Source organism: Lonsdalea britannica (genome assembly GCF_003515985.1).
GTDB lineage: Bacteria > Pseudomonadota > Gammaproteobacteria > Enterobacterales > Enterobacteriaceae > Lonsdalea > Lonsdalea britannica.
This window is the reverse complement of record NZ_CP023009.1, coordinates 1406886-1425557: the sequence shown is the minus strand read 5'-3', so window position 1 is coordinate 1425557 and position 18672 is coordinate 1406886. Positions and strand designations below refer to the sequence as shown.

Genomic DNA, 18672 nt, shown 5'->3' with positions numbered 1-18672 from the left:
GCGCGGGGCACGCCTTGCCCCGCTCTTCTCTTCCGCAGCGCTGGCTGCTCCTTACATTTCGCGCATAAAACAGCAGTGAACTTTACACGGGAATAGTCGGTCTGACTCTTCACCACAAGATTGAGTTTATATATCATCATTTTACTACCACGCAGGTCGAGAGAGAGTTAACAATCAATGAAAAAGACATCGATGTTATTCAGCGCACTAGCCATTAGTATCGGACTGTCCCTATCTTCGCTGCCTGTCGCCCAAGCTGCTCTGCCTGCGGCAGTCGCCGGTCAATCGCTGCCAAGCCTGGCCCCCATGCTGGAAAAAGTCCTGCCCGCCGTGGTCAGCGTCCATGTGGAAGGCACTCAGGTTCAGAATCAGCGCATCCCGGAAGAGTTTAAGTTCTTTTTTGGTCCCAACGCGCCGGGCGAAAAACAAAGCCGTCCGTTTGAGGGTCTCGGCTCCGGCGTCATCATTGATGCCGCCAAGGGTTATGTACTGACCAATAACCACGTCATCAACAACGCGGACAAAATTCGCGTACAGCTTAACGACGGTCGTGAATACGACGCCAAACTGATAGGTCGCGACGTGCAGACGGACATCGCCCTGCTGCAGTTGAACGACGCGAAAAACCTGACCGCCGTGAAAATGGCGGATTCCGATCAGCTTCGCGTCGGCGACTTTGCCGTCGCCGTCGGCAACCCCTTCGGTCTGGGCCAAACCGCGACGTCCGGCATCATCTCCGCGCTGGGTCGCAGCGGGCTGAATCTGGAAGGGCTGGAAAACTTCATTCAGACCGATGCCTCCATTAACCGCGGCAACTCCGGCGGCGCGCTGGTCAACCTGAACGGCGAGCTGATCGGCATCAACACCGCTATTCTGGCCCCCGGCGGCGGCAATATCGGCATCGGCTTCGCCATTCCCAGTAACATGGCGCAGAACCTGACGCAGCAGCTGCTGGAATTCGGCGAAGTCAAACGCGGCCTGTTAGGCATTAAAGGCAGCGAAATGACCTCTGAAATGGCGAAAGCCTTCAAGGTCGACGCGCAGCGCGGCGCCTTCGTCAGCGAAGTCTTGCCGAAATCGGCGGCGGCCAAGGCCGGTATTAAGGCAGGCGATGTCCTGGTCTCTCTGGACGGCAAAACGATCAACAGCTTTGCCGAGCTGCGTGCCAAAGTGGGCACCACCGCACCGGGGAAAACCGTGAAAATCGGCCTGATTCGCGACGGGAAACAGCAAGAAGTTGCAGTTGTTCTGGATAACAGCGCTAACGCATCCACTAACGCGGAAACGCTGTCTCCTGGCCTGCAGGGCGCCACGCTGTCCGACGGTCAGTTGAAGAATGGCACCAAAGGCGTGACTATCGACAACATCGCCAAAGACAGCGCCGCCGGTAAAATTGGTCTGCAGAAAGGCGACATCATCATCGGCGTTAACCGTGAGCGCGTGGAAAATATCGCCCAGCTCCGCAAGATACTGGAAGCCAAGCCGACCGTGCTGGCGCTGAATATCATCCGCGGAGACGAATCGATTTATCTGCTATTACGTTAATCCCGCTAAAAACTGGACGCCGCGCCGTGCGGCGTCCTACCATCTTTGTTATTCTGCGATTTATTCTTCTTCAAGTCCCAAACGCTCATGTTAACCAAACTGATACGCTCAGCATTGATTGGTGTCGTCGTGGCCGCGATCCTGTTATTGGCCCTTCCCGCACTGCGCTCCAGCAGCATGCTGCTGAAAGAGGAGGTGTCGACGCAAGATCAAGCCCCCGTCAGCTATTACCAAGGTGTTCGCCGCGCCGCGCCTGCGGTCGTCAACGTCTATAATCGGGCTGGCAACAAGGATGAACTCAACGTCCGCACGCTGGGTTCGGGCGTTATCATGAACAACAAGGGCTATATTCTTACCAACAAACATGTGATCACCGACGCCGAACAAATCGTCGTCACCCTGCAGGACGGCCGTCTGTATGAGGCGCTGCTGGTCGGCTCGGATACGCTGACCGACCTGGCCGTGCTTAAAATCGAAGCCACCAGCCTGCCGGCGATCGCCATTAACGATCACCGCACCCCGCACGTCGGCGACGTCGTGATGGCGATTGGCAACCCCTATAACCTGGGGCAGACCATTACGCAGGGCATCATCAGCGCCACAGGGCGAGTCGGACTCAGCTCATCAGGCCGTCAGAATTTCCTCCAGACCGACGCCTCCATTAACCGGGGCAACTCCGGCGGCGCACTGGTCAATACGCTGGGGGAACTGGTCGGCATCAATACCCTGTCTTTCGATAAGAGCAACGATGGCGGAACCCCGGAAGGGATCGGCTTTGCGATTCCCGTCGCGCTGGCAACCAAAGTGATGGGGAAGCTCATTCGCGACGGGCGGGTCATTCGTGGTTATATCGGTATCAACGGCGCTCAGATTGAACGGGTCGGCAACAAGAATGCCGGGCTGGAACGCTTGCAGGGCATCATCGTCAGCAAGGTCGAACAGGATGGTCCGGCGGATAAAGCGGGTATCAAGGAAGACGATCTGCTGTTGAAGGTGAACAACAAGCCAGCGCGGTCGGTCATAGAAACGATGGACCAGGTGGCGGAGCTGCGGCCCGGCACGGTAATTCCGGTCGTCATTTTCCGCGACAACAAAGAACTGACGCTCGACGTGACCATTCAGGAATTCCCGGCGAACTAGCGCGCTTCATCAATCTGTGCCGGCCACAAAACGAGAAACGGGACGACAGCCTCACGGCTATCGTCCCGTTTTTTATGGCAAGAGGAACTTACTCCTCGCCAGCAATACGCTCTATGTTTGCGCCAAGACCACGCAGCTTATCTTCGATGCGCTCATAGCCGCGATCGATATGATAAATACGATCGACCAGCGTCGCGCCTTCCGCGATGCAGCCCGCCAGCACCAGGCTAGCCGATGCCCGCAGATCGGTCGCCATGACCTGTGCGCCTGACAGATTTTCCACGCCGTGGCAGATGACGGTATTGCTCTCAATCTCCGCCTGCGCGCCCATGCGGATCAGCTCAGGAATATGCATGAAGCGGTTTTCGAAGATGGTTTCCGTGATCACACCCGTGCCTTCCGCCACTAGATTCAGCAGGCTGAACTGCGCCTGCATATCGGTGGGGAATCCCGGATGCGGTGCGGTGCGGAACGTTACGGCTTTAGGACGCTCGCCATGCATATCCAGACTGATCCAGTCTTCGCCGATTTCGATATCAGCACCGGCTTCGCGCAGCTTGGCCAGTACCGCATCCAGCGTATCCGGACGCGTGCTGTGGCATACGACCTTACCGCGGGAAATCGCGCCAGCGACCAGGAAGGTGCCGGTTTCGATGCGGTCAGGCAGCACGCGATAAACGCCGCCGCCCAAGCGAGCAACGCCGTCGATCACGATACGGTCACTACCCGCGCCGCTGATTTTGGCGCCCAGCGTATTCAAAAAGTGGGCCGTATCGACGATTTCCGGCTCGCGGGCCGCATTTTCAATAATCGTCTGACCTTCCGCCAGCGTAGCCGCGCTCATGATCGTCACCGTCGCACCCACGCTGACCTTATCCATGACGATATGCGCACCCTGCAAACGCCCGTCAACGTGGGCCTTGACGTACCCTTCTTCCAGGGTAATCTTCGCGCCCAACTGCTCCAGGCCGTTGATATGCAGGTCGACCGGACGCGCGCCGATGGCGCATCCGCCCGGCAGAGAAACCTGTCCCTGACCGAAACGGGCCACCAACGGTCCTAACGCCCAGATGGACGCGCGCATCGTTTTCACCAGCTCGTAAGGCGCGCAAAAGACGTTGACTCCGCTAGCGTCGACATGGACGGAACCGTTGCGTTCCACGCGAGCGCCAAGTTGGCTTAGCAGCTTCATCGTGGTGTCGATGTCCCGCAGTTTCGGGACATTCTGTATTTCTACCGGTTCTTCAGCCAGCAGCGCGGCAAACAGGATAGGCAAGGCCGCATTTTTAGCCCCGGAGATAGTGACTTCACCAGAGAGCCGGGTCGGCCCCTGCACACGAAATTTATCCATAGTGACGATTTCTCAATAATTCAGTTCAATGGCGCGCTATTTAAAAGCCGCTGAGCTTACGATCGCGTTGCCACTCTTCGGGGGTATAAGCCTTGATTGACAGGGCGTGAATACGGTTGTCCGCGATATATTCCATCAGCGGCGCATAGACCGTCTGCTGCTGCTTAACGCGGCTCATGCCGGCAAAGAGATCGCCGACAACAATCACCTGAAAATGGCTTCCATCGCCGGATGCATGAACTTCCTGAAGTGCCAATGCGCTCATCAGCACGGATTCGATTTCTTTATTTTCCATCGCTCTCGATTCTACGTCTGGGGGGATGATAAACAGGGGGTATCTTAGAGGAATCCGCCGCTATCTTAAACAAAAGAAATCCCCCGTGGCGCAAAAGACAACGGGGGACGAAGGGCCAGAAACGCCGTGCATTAGCGGGTCAATTGCACTGGAATGACGTTGTTCAGGTTATACAGATCGATCAATGTTCTTAGCCGATCGCTCACGCCGATAATCCGCAGGTCGCGGCCCTTTTGCGTCTGCTCATGGTAAAAGTGCACCAGCAGAGCCAGACCGGCGGAATCCACACGTTGCAGCTGGCTCACGTCCAATTCAACGGACTCCGCGAGGAGCGTCTCATGCTGTTGCCACAGCGGCAGCAGCGTTTCACGATCCAGATCGCCTTTCAACGTTAGCGTGCCTTCCTGAGATTGCCAGCTTAGCGGCTCAGCCATTTTTCTGATCCAGCGTAATCGGCTGCTGCGCCGAGATTTGCAGCTGGCGGGTCAGCCCGTCGACGCCCTGCTGACGCAGTATCGACGCCCATTCATTCTGCTTGGTGGTGATCATGCTCACCCCTTCGGCGATCATGTCGTACGCCTGCCAGTTGCCGGTCTGGCTGTTCTTGCGCCACTGGAAGTCGAGCCGCACCGGCGGACGGCCGCCGTTATCGATGATGGTCACGCGGATAGGCACAATGTTGGCATCGCCCAGCGGCTGCTGTGGCGCGATCTGGTAAGTCTGGCCGTGATACAACGCCAACGCCTGACCGTAGGCCTGTTCCAGATAAGCGGAGAACGCCTTGAAGTAGGCGTCGCGCTGGGCCGGCGTCGCGCCCTTGTAATATTGTCCCAGCACCAGCGCGCCCGCGTATTTCACCTGCACATAGGGCAACAGCTCTTCACGCACGATGCTGCGCAGATAATTGGGGTTCTGGCGGATACTCGGCTGTTCATTCTTCAGGCGGTCGAAGGTCTTCTGCGCGGCGTCAGCCATCAGGCTGTAAGGATTAGTCTGGTCGGCCGCCAGCGCTGCGGGAGCCATCACGATAAGCGCTGCCGCCATGAGTAAACGTTTCAACATGCAGGTATCCTCTTAAGAATGTGGAGTCACGGGGGAATTCTGGGATTCCGGAGCGGCCGCTGGCGCGCTGCCGTTCTGCTCAGCATGGTCATTGCTGCCGCCGCTCTTGTACAGGAACTGTCCAATCAGGTCTTCCAGCACCATCGCCGATTTAGTGTCCTGGATCGTGCCGCCGTCCTTCAGGATAGACGTCCCCATCTCGGGATCTTCGAAGCCCATATTCAGCGCCAGATACTGTTCACCCAGCAGGCCCGATGTGCGGATGGCCAGCGAACTGGTGTCCGGAATGCGGTCGTAACGCTTATCGATCTCCATCGTGACCCGCGGCAAATACGTTTTCTGATCCAGATCGATGCTGTCCACGCGGCCAATCACGACACCGCCGATTTTCACCGGCGAACGCGCTTTCAGACCGCCGATATTATCGAACGTCGCCGTCAAACGGTACGTCTGCTGGTGCCCCAACGTGTTCAAATCGGCCACTTTCAGACAGATAAAGATAATGGCGCCCAGCGCAATCAGCATGAATACGCCGACCCAGATTTCATGTTTCTTCGTTTGCATCACTTAGTTCCCAAACATCAGTGCCGTCAGCAAAAAATCCAATCCCAGAACCGCCAGCGATGAATGCACGACGGTACGCGTCGTTGCACGGCTAATCCCCTCTGACGTCGGGATCGCGTCATAACCATTAAACAAAGCGATCCAGGTTACGGTAATCGCAAAGGCCACGCTTTTGAGCAGGCAGTTTACGATATCCAGCCGCCACTCGACGGCGCCTTGCAAAGCCGACCAGAAAAAGCCGCTATCGATGCCTTTCCAGTCCACGCCCACCAACGAGCCGCCCCACACGCCCACAGCGACAAAAATCACCGTCAGCAGCGGCATGCTGATCACCCCGGCCCAGAAACGCGGCGCGACAACGCGACGTAACGGGTCGACCGCCATCATTTCCATGCTGGACAACTGCTCGGTAGCCTTCATCAGGCCGATTTCCGCGGTCAGCGCCGATCCAGCGCGACCTGCGAACAACAACGCGGTCACCACCGGTCCCAGCTCACGCAGCAGCGATAGCGCGACAATCATGCCGAGGCTGGCTTCCGCGCTATAGGTCGTGAGCACCAGATACCCCTGCAGGCCCAGCACCATACCGATAAAGAGACCGGACACCACGATGATCAACAGCGATTGTACGCCCACGCTGTACAGCTGGCGGCGCAACAGCGGCCATTGTCTGGCGAGCTCCGGTTTTCCCACCAGCGCATTGAACAGCATGAGTCCCGCGCGTCCGAACGACGTGCAAACGTTAATGCCGACGCGTCCAAAAGACGCTAATGCCTGAAATAGCATGAATAAATTAACTCCCTGCTTCCAACAGCTCGCGTGTGTAATCTCCCGCAGGATAGCGGAAAGGCACCGGCCCGTCGGCAATACCGTCCAGGAACTGGCGGACACGGGGGTCGGCGTTCTGCTGCAAATCGTTCGGCGTGCCTTCGGCAATGACGTGCTGATCGGCAATGATGTAGGCATAGTCCGCGATGCTCAACACTTCGGGCACATCGTGCGAAACCACAATACAAGTGACACCGAGCGCATGATTCAGTTCATCGATCAGTTTGACCAGCACGCCCATGGTAATGGGGTCCTGCCCCACAAACGGTTCGTCAAACATGATCAGCTGCGGGTCGAGCGCGATGGCTCGCGCCAGCGCCGCACGTCGCGCCATCCCGCCGGACAATTCGGACGGCATTAGAGAGGCCGCTCCACGCAACCCCACCGCTTCGAGTTTCATCATCACAATGGTGTGCAACAGTTCCGGCGGCAGTTGGCTGTGCTCGCGCAGCGGCCAGGCGACGTTATCGAATACGTTGAGGTCGGTAAACAGCGCGCCGGACTGGAACAGCATGCTCATCTTTTTACGGGCTTCGTACAGGCCGGAACGGGAAAGCGCAGGAATGTTTTCGCCGTCGAACCAGATTTGCCCCTGATCCGGCGGCAGCTGTCCGCCGATGAGGCGCAACAGCGTGGTTTTGCCGATGCCGGACGGCCCCATGATGGCCGTCACTTTGCGTTTGGGAACGTTCAGGGAAATATCGGTGAAAATCTGCCGATTTCCCCGGCGAAAACTGAGCCCGCGAACTTCAACCAGGTTAGAGACTTCGGGATTCATCATATGTTTCCTTTCCGACTGCGCGAGCGGCGCAGTCATCAGCATTAAGACCGTATGTTGAACCGTCCTTCCACGCCGGATGACGCATCAGGCATTCACTGTGACAAACGGCCATCACTAATTCGTGACCAAAGTTGCCATTGGTTTTACTTTTTCACACTACACAGTCAAAATTAGCGCCAAAGATGAAAAATGACTTTCTTGTTCACTCTTCGTCCAAAAAATACTGGTTTGTGCGCCAATAAACCGGTGATTATACCTGAATAAAGGACGCTGCATGCTTTTTGCGACAGTACTCTTGATTGTTGGTTTGATTCTGCTGGTTTATGGTGCCGACCGACTGGTTTACGGTGCCGCCGTGTTGGCCCGCTCCTTCGGCATTCCACCGATGATGATCGGCATTACGATTGTCGGGCTCGGTACCTCGTTGCCGGAGCTGATGGTTTCGGTCACCGCAGCGCTGAATCATCAGATAGATATGGCGGTGGGCAATGTGCTCGGCTCCAACATCGCCAACATTCTGCTGATCCTCGGCAGCGCCACATTAATTCGCCCGCTGACCTTCCATTCGGTCTTGGTGCGTCGGGAACTGCCGCTGATGTTGATCGTCACGGCGTTGTGCGGCGTCTTGCTGCTCGACCATGACCTCAGCCGACTGGACGGCGTGATACTGCTGCTGTCAGCCGCGGTCTCGATCACGATGATACTGCGCATGGCTCGCACCGCCCAACAGGCGGGCGTGGATAGCCTGACGCGCGAGCAGATGGATGAGCTGCCGCGCGACAATAACTCGACCGTCGCCTTACTGTGGCTGGTGTTAGGCGTCATCATTCTGCCCATGGCGACCCGCATCGTCGTGGACAACGCCACGGTGATCGCCCGCAGCTTTAATATTAGCGAATTAACTATCGGTCTGACGGTGCTAGCCATCGGCACCAGCCTGCCCGAACTCGCCACCGCTATCGTCGGCACGCTGAAGAAAGAAGACGACATCGCGCTGGGCAACCTGATCGGTTCCAATATTTTCAACATCGGCATTGTGCTGGGCGTACCGGCGCTGCTTTCCCCGGGGTCAGTGAACCCACTGGCGTTCAGCCGCGACTACTGGGTGATGCTGGGAGCCAGCGTACTGCTGGCGGCACTGTGCCTACGCCAGAAACGGTGCATCGGTCAGGGCGCGGGCGCGCTATTGCTGTGCGCGTTTATCGCTTACCTCGCCGTGCTGTTCTTTTTTTCATAGCCGGACCTTATCGGCAACGCAGGACGTTTTGAATGTCACACTTTGAGCTACCCTCCAATTTCGATTTCCAGAGCGCAGGGAAACAGGTTTTATCCATTGAGCGCGAAACGCTGGCTCAATTGGATCAGTATATCGACGACAACTTCACCCGCGTCTGCGAGATGATTTTCCGCTGTGCGGGCAAAGTCGTGGTGATGGGCATGGGGAAATCCGGTCATATCGGCTGCAAGATCGCCGCGACCTTCGCCAGTACCGGCACGCCGTCCTTCTTCGTGCATCCCGGCGAGGCCAGTCACGGCGATCTCGGGATGATTACCGCGCAGGATATCGTGATCGCTATCTCCAACTCCGGCGAATCCCATGAGATTCTGGCCCTGATCCCCGTGCTCAAACGTCTGCACGTCCCGTTGATCTGCATGACCGGCAACCCGGAAAGCACCATGGGAAAAGCCGCCGATCACCATCTTTGCATTCATGTTTCGCAGGAAGCCTGCCCGCTGGGTCTGGCGCCCACCTCCAGCACAACTGCTACGCTGGTAATGGGCGACGCGATTGCCGTGGCGCTGCTTCAGGCTCGCGGATTTACCGCGGAAGATTTCGCCCTGTCTCATCCGGGCGGAGCACTTGGCCGCAAACTGTTATTGCGGGTGAACGATATCATGCACGCTGGCGATGAAATCCCCAGTGTGCCCCGGGATGCCTCACTGCGCGATGCGCTGTTGGAGATCACCCGTAAGAACCTGGGAATGACCGCCATCTGCGCGCCCGACGGCACCATCGAAGGGATTTTCACCGATGGCGACCTGCGCCGTATTTTCGATCTGAATATCGATCTGAACAGCGCGCGCATCGTCGACGTCATGACGGGCGGCGGTATCCGCGTGACATCGCAAATGCTGGCCGTGGATGCGCTGAACCTGATGCAGTCGCGTCATGTGACGGCGCTGATGGTCGCCAAAGACGATCGTCTGGTCGGCGTCGTGCATATGCACGACATGCTGCGGGCAGGTGTGGTTTAATCCAGCCACCGCGTCACCTGGCGTTGACCCAACGACTTCAACCCGGCTGTAAACCAAGGACAAGCGTGAAATGAGTAAAACCCCGCCGAACACCGAGACCTGCTACGGCCCCGTCGCCGACGCAGTGATGGGCAAGGCCCGAGATATCCGTCTGCTCATCTGCGATGTGGACGGCGTGCTGTCCGATGGTCTGATCTACATGGGCAATCAGGGCGAAGAGCTGAAAACATTTAACGTCCGGGACGGCTACGGCATCCGCTGCCTGCTGACGTCCGATATCGACGTCGCCATCATTACCGGCCGTTCAGCCAAGCTTCTGGAAGACCGTTGCAAGACCCTGGGGATTTCTCACCTTTATCAGGGACAGTCTGATAAGCTTTTGGCCTTCCGCGAGCTGTTGGATAAACTGGCGCTTGAGGCCCATCAGGTCGCCTATATCGGCGACGATTTGATTGACTGGCCGGTCATGGCGGAAGTCGGACTGAGCGTCGCCGTGGCGGATGCCCATCCGCTGCTGTTGCCCCGTTCGGATTATGTGACGCGCACCGCTGGCGGGCGCGGCGCCGTACGCGAGATTTGCGACCTGATTTTACAGGCGCAGGACAAGCTGGAGTTGGCTAAAGGGTTGTCGATATGAATAAAACAAAGCGCTGGCTGACCGCCCTGCTGGCACTGATCGCGCTGGTGCTCATCGGCTTGAATCTGACGTCTACCCGCGATGACGCGACGCCCGCGGTATCGGAGAACAACGCGCCGACCTACACCACTCAGCAAAACCTTACGGTGGTGTATGACCCTACGGGGAAACTGGCCTACAAGCTGGTGACTGAAAAAGCCGAATATTACGAAAATGACCAGCTGACCTGGTTCACCCAGCCGGTCGCCACCATGTACAACGAATTAGGCGTCGCGACCTGGTCAGTCCGCTCCGATCGAGCCAAACTGACTAAGGACCGCATGCTGTATCTGTACGGCCATGTCGAGATGAACAGCTTGACGACGGATTCCCAGCTGGAACGGGTCAAAACAGATAATGCCCAGGTAAACCTGATCACTCAGGACGTCTCATCCGATGATGAAGTGACGTTATACGGTGCCAGCTTTACCTCCAAGGGTTTAAAAATGCGTGGAAATCTGCGCAACAAGACAGCAGAGTTGATCGAAAAGGTAAAAACCTCCTATGAAATTCCAAAAAATCAATAAAGCACTGCGCCACGCGCTGATCGCCAGCTCGCTGTTTTCCGCCAGCATGCCGGTATTGGCGCTGACAGGCGATACCGATCAGCCGATTCACATCGACTCCGACCAGCAGTCTTTAGACATGCAGGGCAACGTCGTTACGTTTACCGGCAATGTCATCGTCACGCAGGGATCGATCAAGGTCCAGGCGGACAAAGTCGTCGTCACCCGTCCTCAGGGCCAGCAAGGTCGCGAAGTCATCGAAGGATTCGGGAATCCGGCGACGTTCTACCAGATGCAGGACAACGGCAAACCGGTCAAAGGCCACTCACAGAAAATGCGCTATGAGCTGGATAAAGACAACGTCATCCTGACCGGCGACGCCTATCTGGAACAGCTGGACAGTAACGTCAAAGGCGATCGCATCACCTATCTGGTCAAGCAGCAGCAGATGCAAGCATTCAGCGATAAAGGCAAGCGTGTGACAACGGTTCTGGTTCCGTCCCAGTTGCAGGACAAAAACGGCCAGCGCACCGCACCGGCCAAGTCCCCCAAACCGCAACAGCGAGCGACGCAATAACTCATGGCTACATTAATCGCAGAAAATCTGGCTAAGGCGTACAAAGGCCGTAAGGTCGTGGAAAACGTCAGCCTCAAGGTTAACTCCGGCGAAATCGTCGGCCTGTTGGGCCCGAACGGCGCGGGCAAGACCACCACGTTCTATATGGTCGTCGGCATCGTGCAGCGCGATGAAGGCCGCATCATTATCGACAACGACGACATCAGTCTGCTGCCGTTGCACGACCGCGCACGTCGCGGCATTGGCTACCTGCCGCAGGAAGCGTCAATTTTTCGGCGGTTGAGCGTTTACGATAACCTGATGGCCGTGCTGCAAATTCGTAAGGATCTGACGCAGGAACAGCAGGCGGACCGCGCCAATGAGCTGATGGAAGAGTTTCATATTGCTCATTTACGCGATAGTCTGGGACAATCTCTCTCCGGTGGTGAGCGTCGTCGAGTGGAAATCGCCCGAGCGCTCGCAGCCAATCCCAAGTTCATTCTTCTGGATGAACCTTTCGCCGGGGTGGACCCAATTTCGGTGATAGATATTAAGAAAATTATTGAACACCTCCGCGACAGCGGTCTGGGTGTCCTCATCACCGACCATAACGTCCGCGAAACGCTGGACGTCTGTGAACGTGCCTATATCGTCAGCCAGGGCCATCTCATCGCCCACGGATCACCGGCGGATATATTGGCCAATGAACAGGTCAAACGTGTCTATCTGGGCGAAGGCTTCCGACTCTGACGTCATATTTTCGTTCGTATTATCCAAGGGAAGTTAGCGCTATTTATGAAGCAAGGTTTGCAACTCAGGCTTAGCCAGCAACTGGCAATGACGCCACAGTTACAGCAGGCAATCCGCCTGTTGCAGCTGTCCACGCTTGAACTCCAGCAAGAAATTCAACAGGCGCTGGAAAGCAACCCCTTGCTGGAACAAACCGATCCCCACGAAGAGGTCGAGACGCAAGAAAGCAGCAGTAGCGAGGCGCTGGATACCCGCGAAGCGCTGGAGCAGAAAGATATGCCCGACGAGCTGCCGCTGGATGCCGCCTGGGATGAAATCTACACGGCGGGCACGCCCTCCGGGACCAGCACCGACTACCGCGATGATGAGCTGCCGGTCTATCAGGGCGAAACGACACAATCGCTCCAAGACTATCTGATGTGGCAGGTGGAGCTGACGCCGTTCTCCGACACCGATGCCGCCATCGCGACCTCCATCGTCGACGCCGTCGACCCCACCGGTTATCTCACCGTCTCACTGGAAGAAATTCGCGACAGCGTCGGTAACGAAGAGCTGACGATGGAAGAAGTGGAAGCGGTCCTGAAACGGGTGCAACGCTTCGATCCGGTGGGCGTGGCTTCGCGCGATCTGCGCGAATGTCTGCTGGTTCAGCTGTCTCAGTTCGACAATAAAATGCCGCGCTGGGAAGAAGCCACGCTGATCGTCAGCGAGTATCTCGCTCTGCTGGCGAATCACGATTTCCGTACGCTCATTCGCGCCAGCCGTCTCAAAGAAGACGTGCTAAAAGAAGCTCTGGCGCTGATTCAGTCGCTCGACCCACGTCCGGGACAGTCCATCAACACCGGCGAATCGGAATACGTGATCCCCGACGTCCTGGTGCGTAAAGTGCAGGATCGCTGGTCCGTCGAACTCAATACCGACAGCGTGCCGCGACTGCAAATCAACCAGCAGTATGCTGCGCTCGGCAACAGCACGCGCAGCGACAGCGACGGCCAGTTTATCCGCAGTCATCTTCAGGAAGCCCGCTGGCTTATCAAAAGTCTGGAGAGCCGCAACGACACGCTGCTGAAGGTCACCCGCTGTATCGTCGAGCAGCAGCAGGCTTTCTTCGACCACGGCGAAGAGTACATGAAGCCCATGGTGCTGGCGGATATCGCCCAGGCGGTGGAAATGCATGAGTCCACCATTTCCCGCGTCACGACGCAGAAGTTTTTGCACAGCCCGCGCGGCATCTTCGAACTGAAATATTTCTTCTCCAGCCACGTCAATACCGACAGCGGCGGAGAAGCGTCGTCCACCGCTATCCGAGCGTTGGTCAAGAAATTAATCGCTGCGGAAAATCCCGCCAAACCGCTCAGCGACAGCAAGCTGACCACCCTGCTTTCCGAGCAGGGGATCATCGTCGCTCGACGCACCGTTGCCAAATATCGCGAGTCTTTATCTATCCCACCGTCCAACCAGCGTAAACAACTGGTTTGACCTTGAACTGAGAAGGAAGACGCTATGCAGCTGAACATTACCGGACACCATGTCGACATTACCGATGCCCTGCGCGAATTTTTAAACACCAAATTCGCGAAGCTGGAACAGTATTTTGATCGCATTAATCAGGTGTACGTGGTGCTGAAAGTGGAAAAAATTCAGCAAATTGCTGAAGCCACGATCCACGTTAACGGCGGTGAGCTGCATGCCACATCAGAAGCGGGCGAGATGTATGCCGCCATCGATCTTCTCATCGACAAGCTGGCGCGACAGTTAAACAAACATAAGGATAAACTGAAGCAGCACTGATTATTGCCCCGCCTCCAGGCGCAGGGACCGGAACGGCCCGCTCGGTAAGAGCCGCCGTTTCGGTAGCTGGAGGCCCTAGTGTTGTCAGGTGAATATAAAATGAATAACGATTCCATTATGCAACTCAGCGCCGTACTTCGTCAGGAGTGCACCCGCAACGCCGTAAGCTGCCAGAGTAAAAAGCGCGCTCTGGAAATTATCAGCGAACTCGCTGCGGCACAGCTCAATCTGCCCTCACAGATTATCTTTGAAGCCATTTTGGGGCGGGAACGTATGGGCAGCACCGGTATCGGCAACGGTATCGCCATTCCTCACGGCAAGCTCGAGAACGATGACTCGTTGAGCGCCGTAGGCGTGTTTATCCATCTGGATCAACCCGTCGCCTTCGATGCCATTGATAACCAGCCCGTGGACCTGCTGTTTGCCTTGCTGGTTCCCGCCGAACAATGTAAAACCCATTTGAATACGCTGGCGCTGGTCGCCAGACAGCTGTCGGACAAAGCGCTGTGCCGCCGTTTACGGAGTGCGCAGAGCGACGAAGAGCTGTATCAGATCATGACCGAAGCGGATAGCGCCGAACAACCCTGAACCTCAGGGCGAAGCGTATCCAGACAAAGAATATGACAGTACCGGACGCCATGCAGACAGCGTCTGCGTCCGGTAAAAATTCCGGCGAAAGCCGGATGACTAACATAAGCTAACGGTGGCAGCGAGACCCTCACCATTCCGCTGCCTGGGGGAGTCGTCAGATGGTGCTGATGATTGTCAGTGGTCGTTCAGGCTCGGGCAAATCCGTTGCCCTGCGCGCACTGGAAGACATGGGTTTCTACTGCGTGGATAACCTGCCTGTAATTCTGCTGCCGGATCTGGCCAATGCCCTGGCGGCGCGGAATATCTCGGCGGCGGTCAGCATTGACGTGCGCAACATGCCGGAAACGCCGGAAGTGCTGGAACAGGCGCTGACCCGACTGCCGAGCAGTTTCTCGCCGCAGCTGCTGTTCCTGGACGCCGACCGCAATACGCTGATCCGTCGCTACAGCGATACCCGTCGCCTGCATCCGCTATCCAGCCAGAACCTGTCGCTCGAAAACGCCATCGACGAAGAGAATAATCTGCTGGAGCCGCTGCGCTCCCGCGCCGACTTGATCATCGACACTTCCGAGATGTCAGTACATGAACTGGCCGAGATGCTGCGCGCCCGCCTGTTGGGCAAGCGCGAACGCGAGCTGACGATGGTGTTTGAATCGTTCGGCTACAAGCACGGTATCCCGATTGACGCCGACTATGTGTTTGACGTTCGCTTCCTGCCGAACCCGCACTGGGATCCGAAGCTGCGACCCATGACCGGGCTGGACAAACCTGTCGCGGCGTTTTTGGATCGCCATACCGAAGTGCATAACTTCATCTATCAAACGCGCAGCTATCTTGAGCTGTGGCTGCCGATGCTGGAAACCAACAATCGCAGCTACCTGACCGTCGCTATTGGTTGCACTGGTGGTAAACACCGTTCGGTATATATCGCCGAGCAGTTGGCCGATTACTTCCACTCCAGAGGCAAAAACGTGCAACTGCGCCACCGTACGCTGGAAAAACGTAAATCATGACCGTAAGACATACCGTTGAAGTCAAAAACCGTCTGGGTATGCACGCCCGACCGGCGATGAAGCTATTCGAACTGGTACAAAATTTCGATGCCGAAGTCATTCTGCGCAATGAGAGCGGCACGCAGGCGGAAGCCAGCAGCGTGATCGCCATGTTAATGCTGGACTCCGCCAAGGGCCGGCGCATCGAAATCGAGGCGACGGGTCCAGACGAAAACGAAGCCCTTGCGGCCGTCGTTAAACTATTCGACGCCGGCTTTGACGAAGAATAACGAGGTTTCCGCTCGCTTTTCCACTTCAAACCGTCCATCTCCCCCTCTCCTTGTCATCTCCCAATCTTCCCTACACCTGAACTATTTTTGAGCTCATAACGTTCGAAGTGTGTAAATAAAAACCTGTGTTCCTATAAAGGTTCTCAATTGTTTTGTTAATTTCAAAAAAACCAAAGTTCACAACTTAACCGGATAAATAACATGAAATTATTTTCTTATCTTCATTTTTATAAAGAAACCTTAAATTTCCATTAGGCCCAAAATCTGGAAAGTGCCTTAAACAATATGCGATCATATTTATTCGCGAGATTAATAAGAAGTTTATTCTATTCGTTTTTACCAAGAATGCCATTTTCCCTTTTAACTTCATGCAGATATAAAAACCTGTAAAAAAACAAAAAATATTATCTGATTTGAAATTAAAAAAATTATTAATAAAAATACGAAAACACAATCTACCAAAATGGCTAATTAGTGAGCCAAAGTAATATCTTGTCATTTTGGCAGGGTTAAGTGACTACAAGATAAGTAGTAGGAATAGAAATACGTTGATGAGGATATCACGATGTCTAAAAGTATAGCCAATAAAGGCCAAACACCAGATTCTCGTCGTGGCGCACTGAGGGAACTACTGAATAGTAAAAAAGCGATTCGCGTAATGGAAGCTCACAGTCCATTATCCGCCATGCTCATTGAAGAAGCAGAATATATAAGAGAAGGAGTGAGTCATAAATTTGACGCTTTTTGGTCAAGCTCTCTGACCGATTCTACTTTACGCGGTCAACCCGATACAGAATTAGTCAATTACAGCCGCCGGTTTAATTCCATCGCGGATATTTTCAATGTCACGAACAGCCCATTAATTTTTGACGGTGATACCGGCGGCCAGATAGAACATCTTGTGTACCATATCCGCGAGGCCGAAAATCTGGGGATTTCCGCCATTATTATCGAGGATAAAACCGGCCTGAAGAAAAACTCACTATTTGGTAACGATGTAAAACAAACCCAGGCTAGCGTGGACGACTTCTGCGCCAAAATCAAAGCGGCCAAACAGGCTCAGTTGACGCCGGAATTCATGTTGATTGCGCGCATTGAAAGCCTGATATTGGAGGCCGGTATGGACGATGCCATTGACCGCGCGCTGCGTTACGTCGAGGCGGGCGCTGATGGTATTATGATCCACAGCCGGCTTAAAACTCCGGATGAAATTCTCGAATTTGCAAAAATCTTTCGCAGTCATTATCCGCAGATCCCTTTGGTATGCGTGCCGACCAGTTTTAACGACATTACCTTTGAACACCTGGTCGATAGTGGTTTTAACATCATTATCTATGCCAACCATATGTTGCGCGCATCTTATCCGGCCATGCGTGAAATTCTTCCCCACATTCTCAAAAATGGCCGTACGCAAGAAATAGAAGACAAATGTATTTCTATAAAGGAGATCCTCAATTTAATTCCGGGCACGAAATAATCACTGGGTGACTCACAATTTAGCAATACAACCAATCATTAAAAAGAAGGAAATTATCATGATTAGCCCTGATGATTTTTTGGTTTTTTTACACCAGAAAGGTATTCGATTCTATAGTGGCGTCCCTGATTCTTTATTAAAAGAATTCTGTCTGGCTATCGACGGATCAAAAGAAGATATGCGTCATCAGTTAGCTTGCAATGAAGGCGCTGCAGCAGGAATGGCTATTGGCTATCAGTTGGCAACAGGCTTAGTACCTGTGGTTTATTTACAAAACTCCGGGCTGGGAAATATCGTTAATCCAATTTGTTCATTGGCGACGACAGACGTTTACAGTATCCCGATGCTATTTATTATCGGCTGGCGTGGCGAAACAAAACCAGACGGAACGCAACTGAATGACGAACCGCAGCATGTTATGCAAGGTCGGGTCACGCTACCGCAGTTAGAGATACTCACTATTCCCTACCATATATTGGAAGGCGAGCCTGATATCGACTTCCCGCAGATAGAACAGCTCCTGGAACAGGCAAAACGCGATAAACGTCCTGTCGCTTTAATCGTACGTAAAAATACATTCTCTCCCTGCCAGCAAGCCAGGCAGCCGTCGCGAACGTCAGCCACGCTGCTGCGCGAAGAGATCGTTGCGGAAGTTCTGTCCGTACTACCGGCCGACATCCCCATTGTCAGCACCACCGGTATGCTATCGCGCGAGCTGTTCGAGCTACGTGAACAGCGCGGCGAAGAGCACGACCGTGACTTTCTGACCGTAGGCGGCATGGGCCTCGCCAGCCAGATAGCGCTGGGTATCAGCGAAGGTCGACCGGGTAAAAAAGTTGTCTGTCTGGACGGTGACGGCGCGACGTTGATGCACATGGGCGGGCTGACCAATAGCGCCCTTTCCCCCACGCTTATCCATATCGTTATCAATAACGGCGCCCATGACTCCGTCGGCGGTCAGCGAACGGCGGCGTCGCGACTGCCCTTAGCCCCCATCGCTACCGCCTGCGGCTATCGACAGGTTTCGACAGTAGGAAGCCGAGAAGCCCTGCAAGCCGTGCTTCGTCAGGCTCTGACGAGTCAGGGAAGTCAATTTATCGAGGTGAAATGCCGCATTGGGCATCGCGACAATCTGGGACGGCCCACAACATCGCCTTCTCAGAATCGAACCTGTTTTATGCACTTCCTGTCGCAGCCAGCTCACTCCCGCTGATAACCCCC

At 55.2% G+C, this 18672-nt stretch carries 22 protein-coding genes; 15 read left to right on the top strand and 7 right to left on the bottom strand.

The genetic code is table 11. From position 1 onward, the window contains the following. Positions 1-177: 177 nt before the first annotated feature. Together degQ and degS are read left to right on the top strand one after the other, a co-directional pair. Positions 178-1545, top strand: coding sequence for a serine endoprotease DegQ (degQ, locus tag CKQ53_RS06725; RefSeq protein WP_094118148.1), 1368 nt, complete (start codon positions 178-180; stop codon positions 1543-1545). 87 nt (positions 1546-1632) lie between these two features. Continuing rightward, entirely contained in the window at positions 1633-2685 is a 1053-nt protein-coding gene (gene degS / locus CKQ53_RS06720) for an outer membrane-stress sensor serine endopeptidase DegS (protein ID WP_085651052.1), read from the top strand. Between the two features lie 88 nt (positions 2686-2773). Here the strand turns inward: degS and murA are convergent, their stop codons facing one another. The 7 genes from murA to mlaF all read right to left on the bottom strand — a co-directional run bounded on the left by murA (position 2774) and on the right by mlaF (position 7563). Next, positions 2774-4036, bottom strand: coding sequence for a UDP-N-acetylglucosamine 1-carboxyvinyltransferase (gene murA, locus CKQ53_RS06715; protein WP_094118147.1), 1263 nt, complete (start codon positions 4034-4036; stop codon positions 2774-2776). A 40-nt stretch (positions 4037-4076) separates the two neighbouring features. Next, positions 4077-4331 (bottom strand): BolA family iron metabolism protein IbaG, encoded by a 255-nt coding sequence (gene ibaG, locus CKQ53_RS06710; protein ID WP_026740703.1) that lies wholly within the window; start codon positions 4329-4331, stop codon positions 4077-4079. Positions 4332-4462: 131 nt separating this feature from the next. Next, the gene (gene mlaB, locus CKQ53_RS06705; RefSeq protein WP_094118146.1) at positions 4463-4765 is read right to left on the bottom strand and encodes a lipid asymmetry maintenance protein MlaB; all 303 of its coding nucleotides are present in this window, start codon (positions 4763-4765) and stop codon (positions 4463-4465) included. Then, positions 4758-5393, bottom strand: a complete 636-nt coding sequence (mlaC, locus tag CKQ53_RS06700; protein WP_085651055.1) for a phospholipid-binding protein MlaC — start codon at positions 5391-5393, stop codon at positions 4758-4760. The genes mlaB and mlaC overlap by 8 nt, the downstream gene beginning before the upstream one ends. A 12-nt stretch (positions 5394-5405) precedes the next feature. Continuing rightward, positions 5406-5957, bottom strand: coding sequence for an outer membrane lipid asymmetry maintenance protein MlaD (mlaD, locus tag CKQ53_RS06695; protein ID WP_094118145.1), 552 nt, complete (start codon positions 5955-5957; stop codon positions 5406-5408). Between the two features lie 3 nt (positions 5958-5960). Beyond that, positions 5961-6743 carry a lipid asymmetry maintenance ABC transporter permease subunit MlaE gene (mlaE, locus tag CKQ53_RS06690; RefSeq protein ID WP_085651057.1) on the bottom strand — a complete coding sequence of 261 codons (783 nt, stop codon included), beginning with the start codon at positions 6741-6743 and terminating at the stop codon, positions 5961-5963. Between the two features lie 7 nt (positions 6744-6750). Continuing rightward, positions 6751-7563: a phospholipid ABC transporter ATP-binding protein MlaF gene (gene mlaF, locus CKQ53_RS06685; RefSeq protein ID WP_085651091.1), complete on the bottom strand. Its 813-nt coding sequence runs from the start codon at positions 7561-7563 to the stop codon at positions 6751-6753. Between the two features lie 277 nt (positions 7564-7840). On the opposite strand from mlaF, the gene CKQ53_RS06680 reads away from it, so the two are divergent. The 13 genes from CKQ53_RS06680 to aepY all read left to right on the top strand — a co-directional run bounded on the left by CKQ53_RS06680 (position 7841) and on the right by aepY (position 18664). Next, positions 7841-8803 (top strand): calcium/sodium antiporter, encoded by a 963-nt coding sequence (locus tag CKQ53_RS06680; RefSeq protein WP_085651058.1) that lies wholly within the window; start codon positions 7841-7843, stop codon positions 8801-8803. 32 nt (positions 8804-8835) lie between these two features. Beyond that, positions 8836-9822, top strand: a complete 987-nt coding sequence (gene kdsD, locus CKQ53_RS06675; RefSeq protein WP_085651059.1) for an arabinose-5-phosphate isomerase KdsD — start codon at positions 8836-8838, stop codon at positions 9820-9822. 70 nt (positions 9823-9892) lie between these two features. Further along, on the top strand, positions 9893-10459 hold the full coding sequence (kdsC, locus tag CKQ53_RS06670; RefSeq protein ID WP_094118144.1) for a 3-deoxy-manno-octulosonate-8-phosphatase KdsC: 567 nt from the start codon (positions 9893-9895) through the stop codon (positions 10457-10459). Continuing rightward, the gene (gene lptC, locus CKQ53_RS06665; protein WP_094118143.1) at positions 10456-11025 is read left to right on the top strand and encodes an LPS export ABC transporter periplasmic protein LptC; all 570 of its coding nucleotides are present in this window, start codon (positions 10456-10458) and stop codon (positions 11023-11025) included. The genes kdsC and lptC overlap by 4 nt, the downstream gene beginning before the upstream one ends. Then, the gene (gene lptA, locus CKQ53_RS06660) at positions 11003-11581 is read left to right on the top strand and encodes a lipopolysaccharide ABC transporter substrate-binding protein LptA (RefSeq protein ID WP_085651062.1); all 579 of its coding nucleotides are present in this window, start codon (positions 11003-11005) and stop codon (positions 11579-11581) included. The genes lptC and lptA overlap by 23 nt, the downstream gene beginning before the upstream one ends. Before the next feature lie 3 nt (positions 11582-11584). Further along, a complete protein-coding gene (gene lptB, locus CKQ53_RS06655) occupies positions 11585-12310 on the top strand; it encodes an LPS export ABC transporter ATP-binding protein (protein ID WP_085651063.1) in 726 nt (241 codons plus the stop codon). 45 nt (positions 12311-12355) lie between these two features. Beyond that, positions 12356-13789 (top strand): RNA polymerase factor sigma-54, encoded by a 1434-nt coding sequence (gene rpoN / locus CKQ53_RS06650; RefSeq protein ID WP_085651064.1) that lies wholly within the window; start codon positions 12356-12358, stop codon positions 13787-13789. Positions 13790-13813: 24 nt separating this feature from the next. After that, the gene (gene hpf / locus CKQ53_RS06645; protein ID WP_085651065.1) at positions 13814-14101 is read left to right on the top strand and encodes a ribosome hibernation promoting factor; all 288 of its coding nucleotides are present in this window, start codon (positions 13814-13816) and stop codon (positions 14099-14101) included. A gap of 99 nt (positions 14102-14200) precedes the next feature. Further along, positions 14201-14689, top strand: a complete 489-nt coding sequence (gene ptsN, locus CKQ53_RS06640; protein WP_094118142.1) for a PTS IIA-like nitrogen regulatory protein PtsN — start codon at positions 14201-14203, stop codon at positions 14687-14689. A gap of 161 nt (positions 14690-14850) precedes the next feature. Further along, on the top strand, positions 14851-15705 hold the full coding sequence (rapZ, locus tag CKQ53_RS06635; RefSeq protein WP_118894799.1) for an RNase adapter RapZ: 855 nt from the start codon (positions 14851-14853) through the stop codon (positions 15703-15705). Then, the gene (npr, locus tag CKQ53_RS06630) at positions 15702-15974 is read left to right on the top strand and encodes a PTS phosphocarrier protein NPr (RefSeq protein WP_026740687.1); all 273 of its coding nucleotides are present in this window, start codon (positions 15702-15704) and stop codon (positions 15972-15974) included. The genes rapZ and npr overlap by 4 nt, the downstream gene beginning before the upstream one ends. A gap of 565 nt (positions 15975-16539) precedes the next feature. After that, positions 16540-17451, top strand: coding sequence for a phosphoenolpyruvate mutase (gene aepX / locus CKQ53_RS06625; RefSeq protein ID WP_094118141.1), 912 nt, complete (start codon positions 16540-16542; stop codon positions 17449-17451). A gap of 58 nt (positions 17452-17509) precedes the next feature. After that, positions 17510-18664: a phosphonopyruvate decarboxylase gene (gene aepY / locus CKQ53_RS06620; RefSeq protein ID WP_094118140.1), complete on the top strand. Its 1155-nt coding sequence runs from the start codon at positions 17510-17512 to the stop codon at positions 18662-18664. Positions 18665-18672 lie beyond the last annotated feature (8 nt).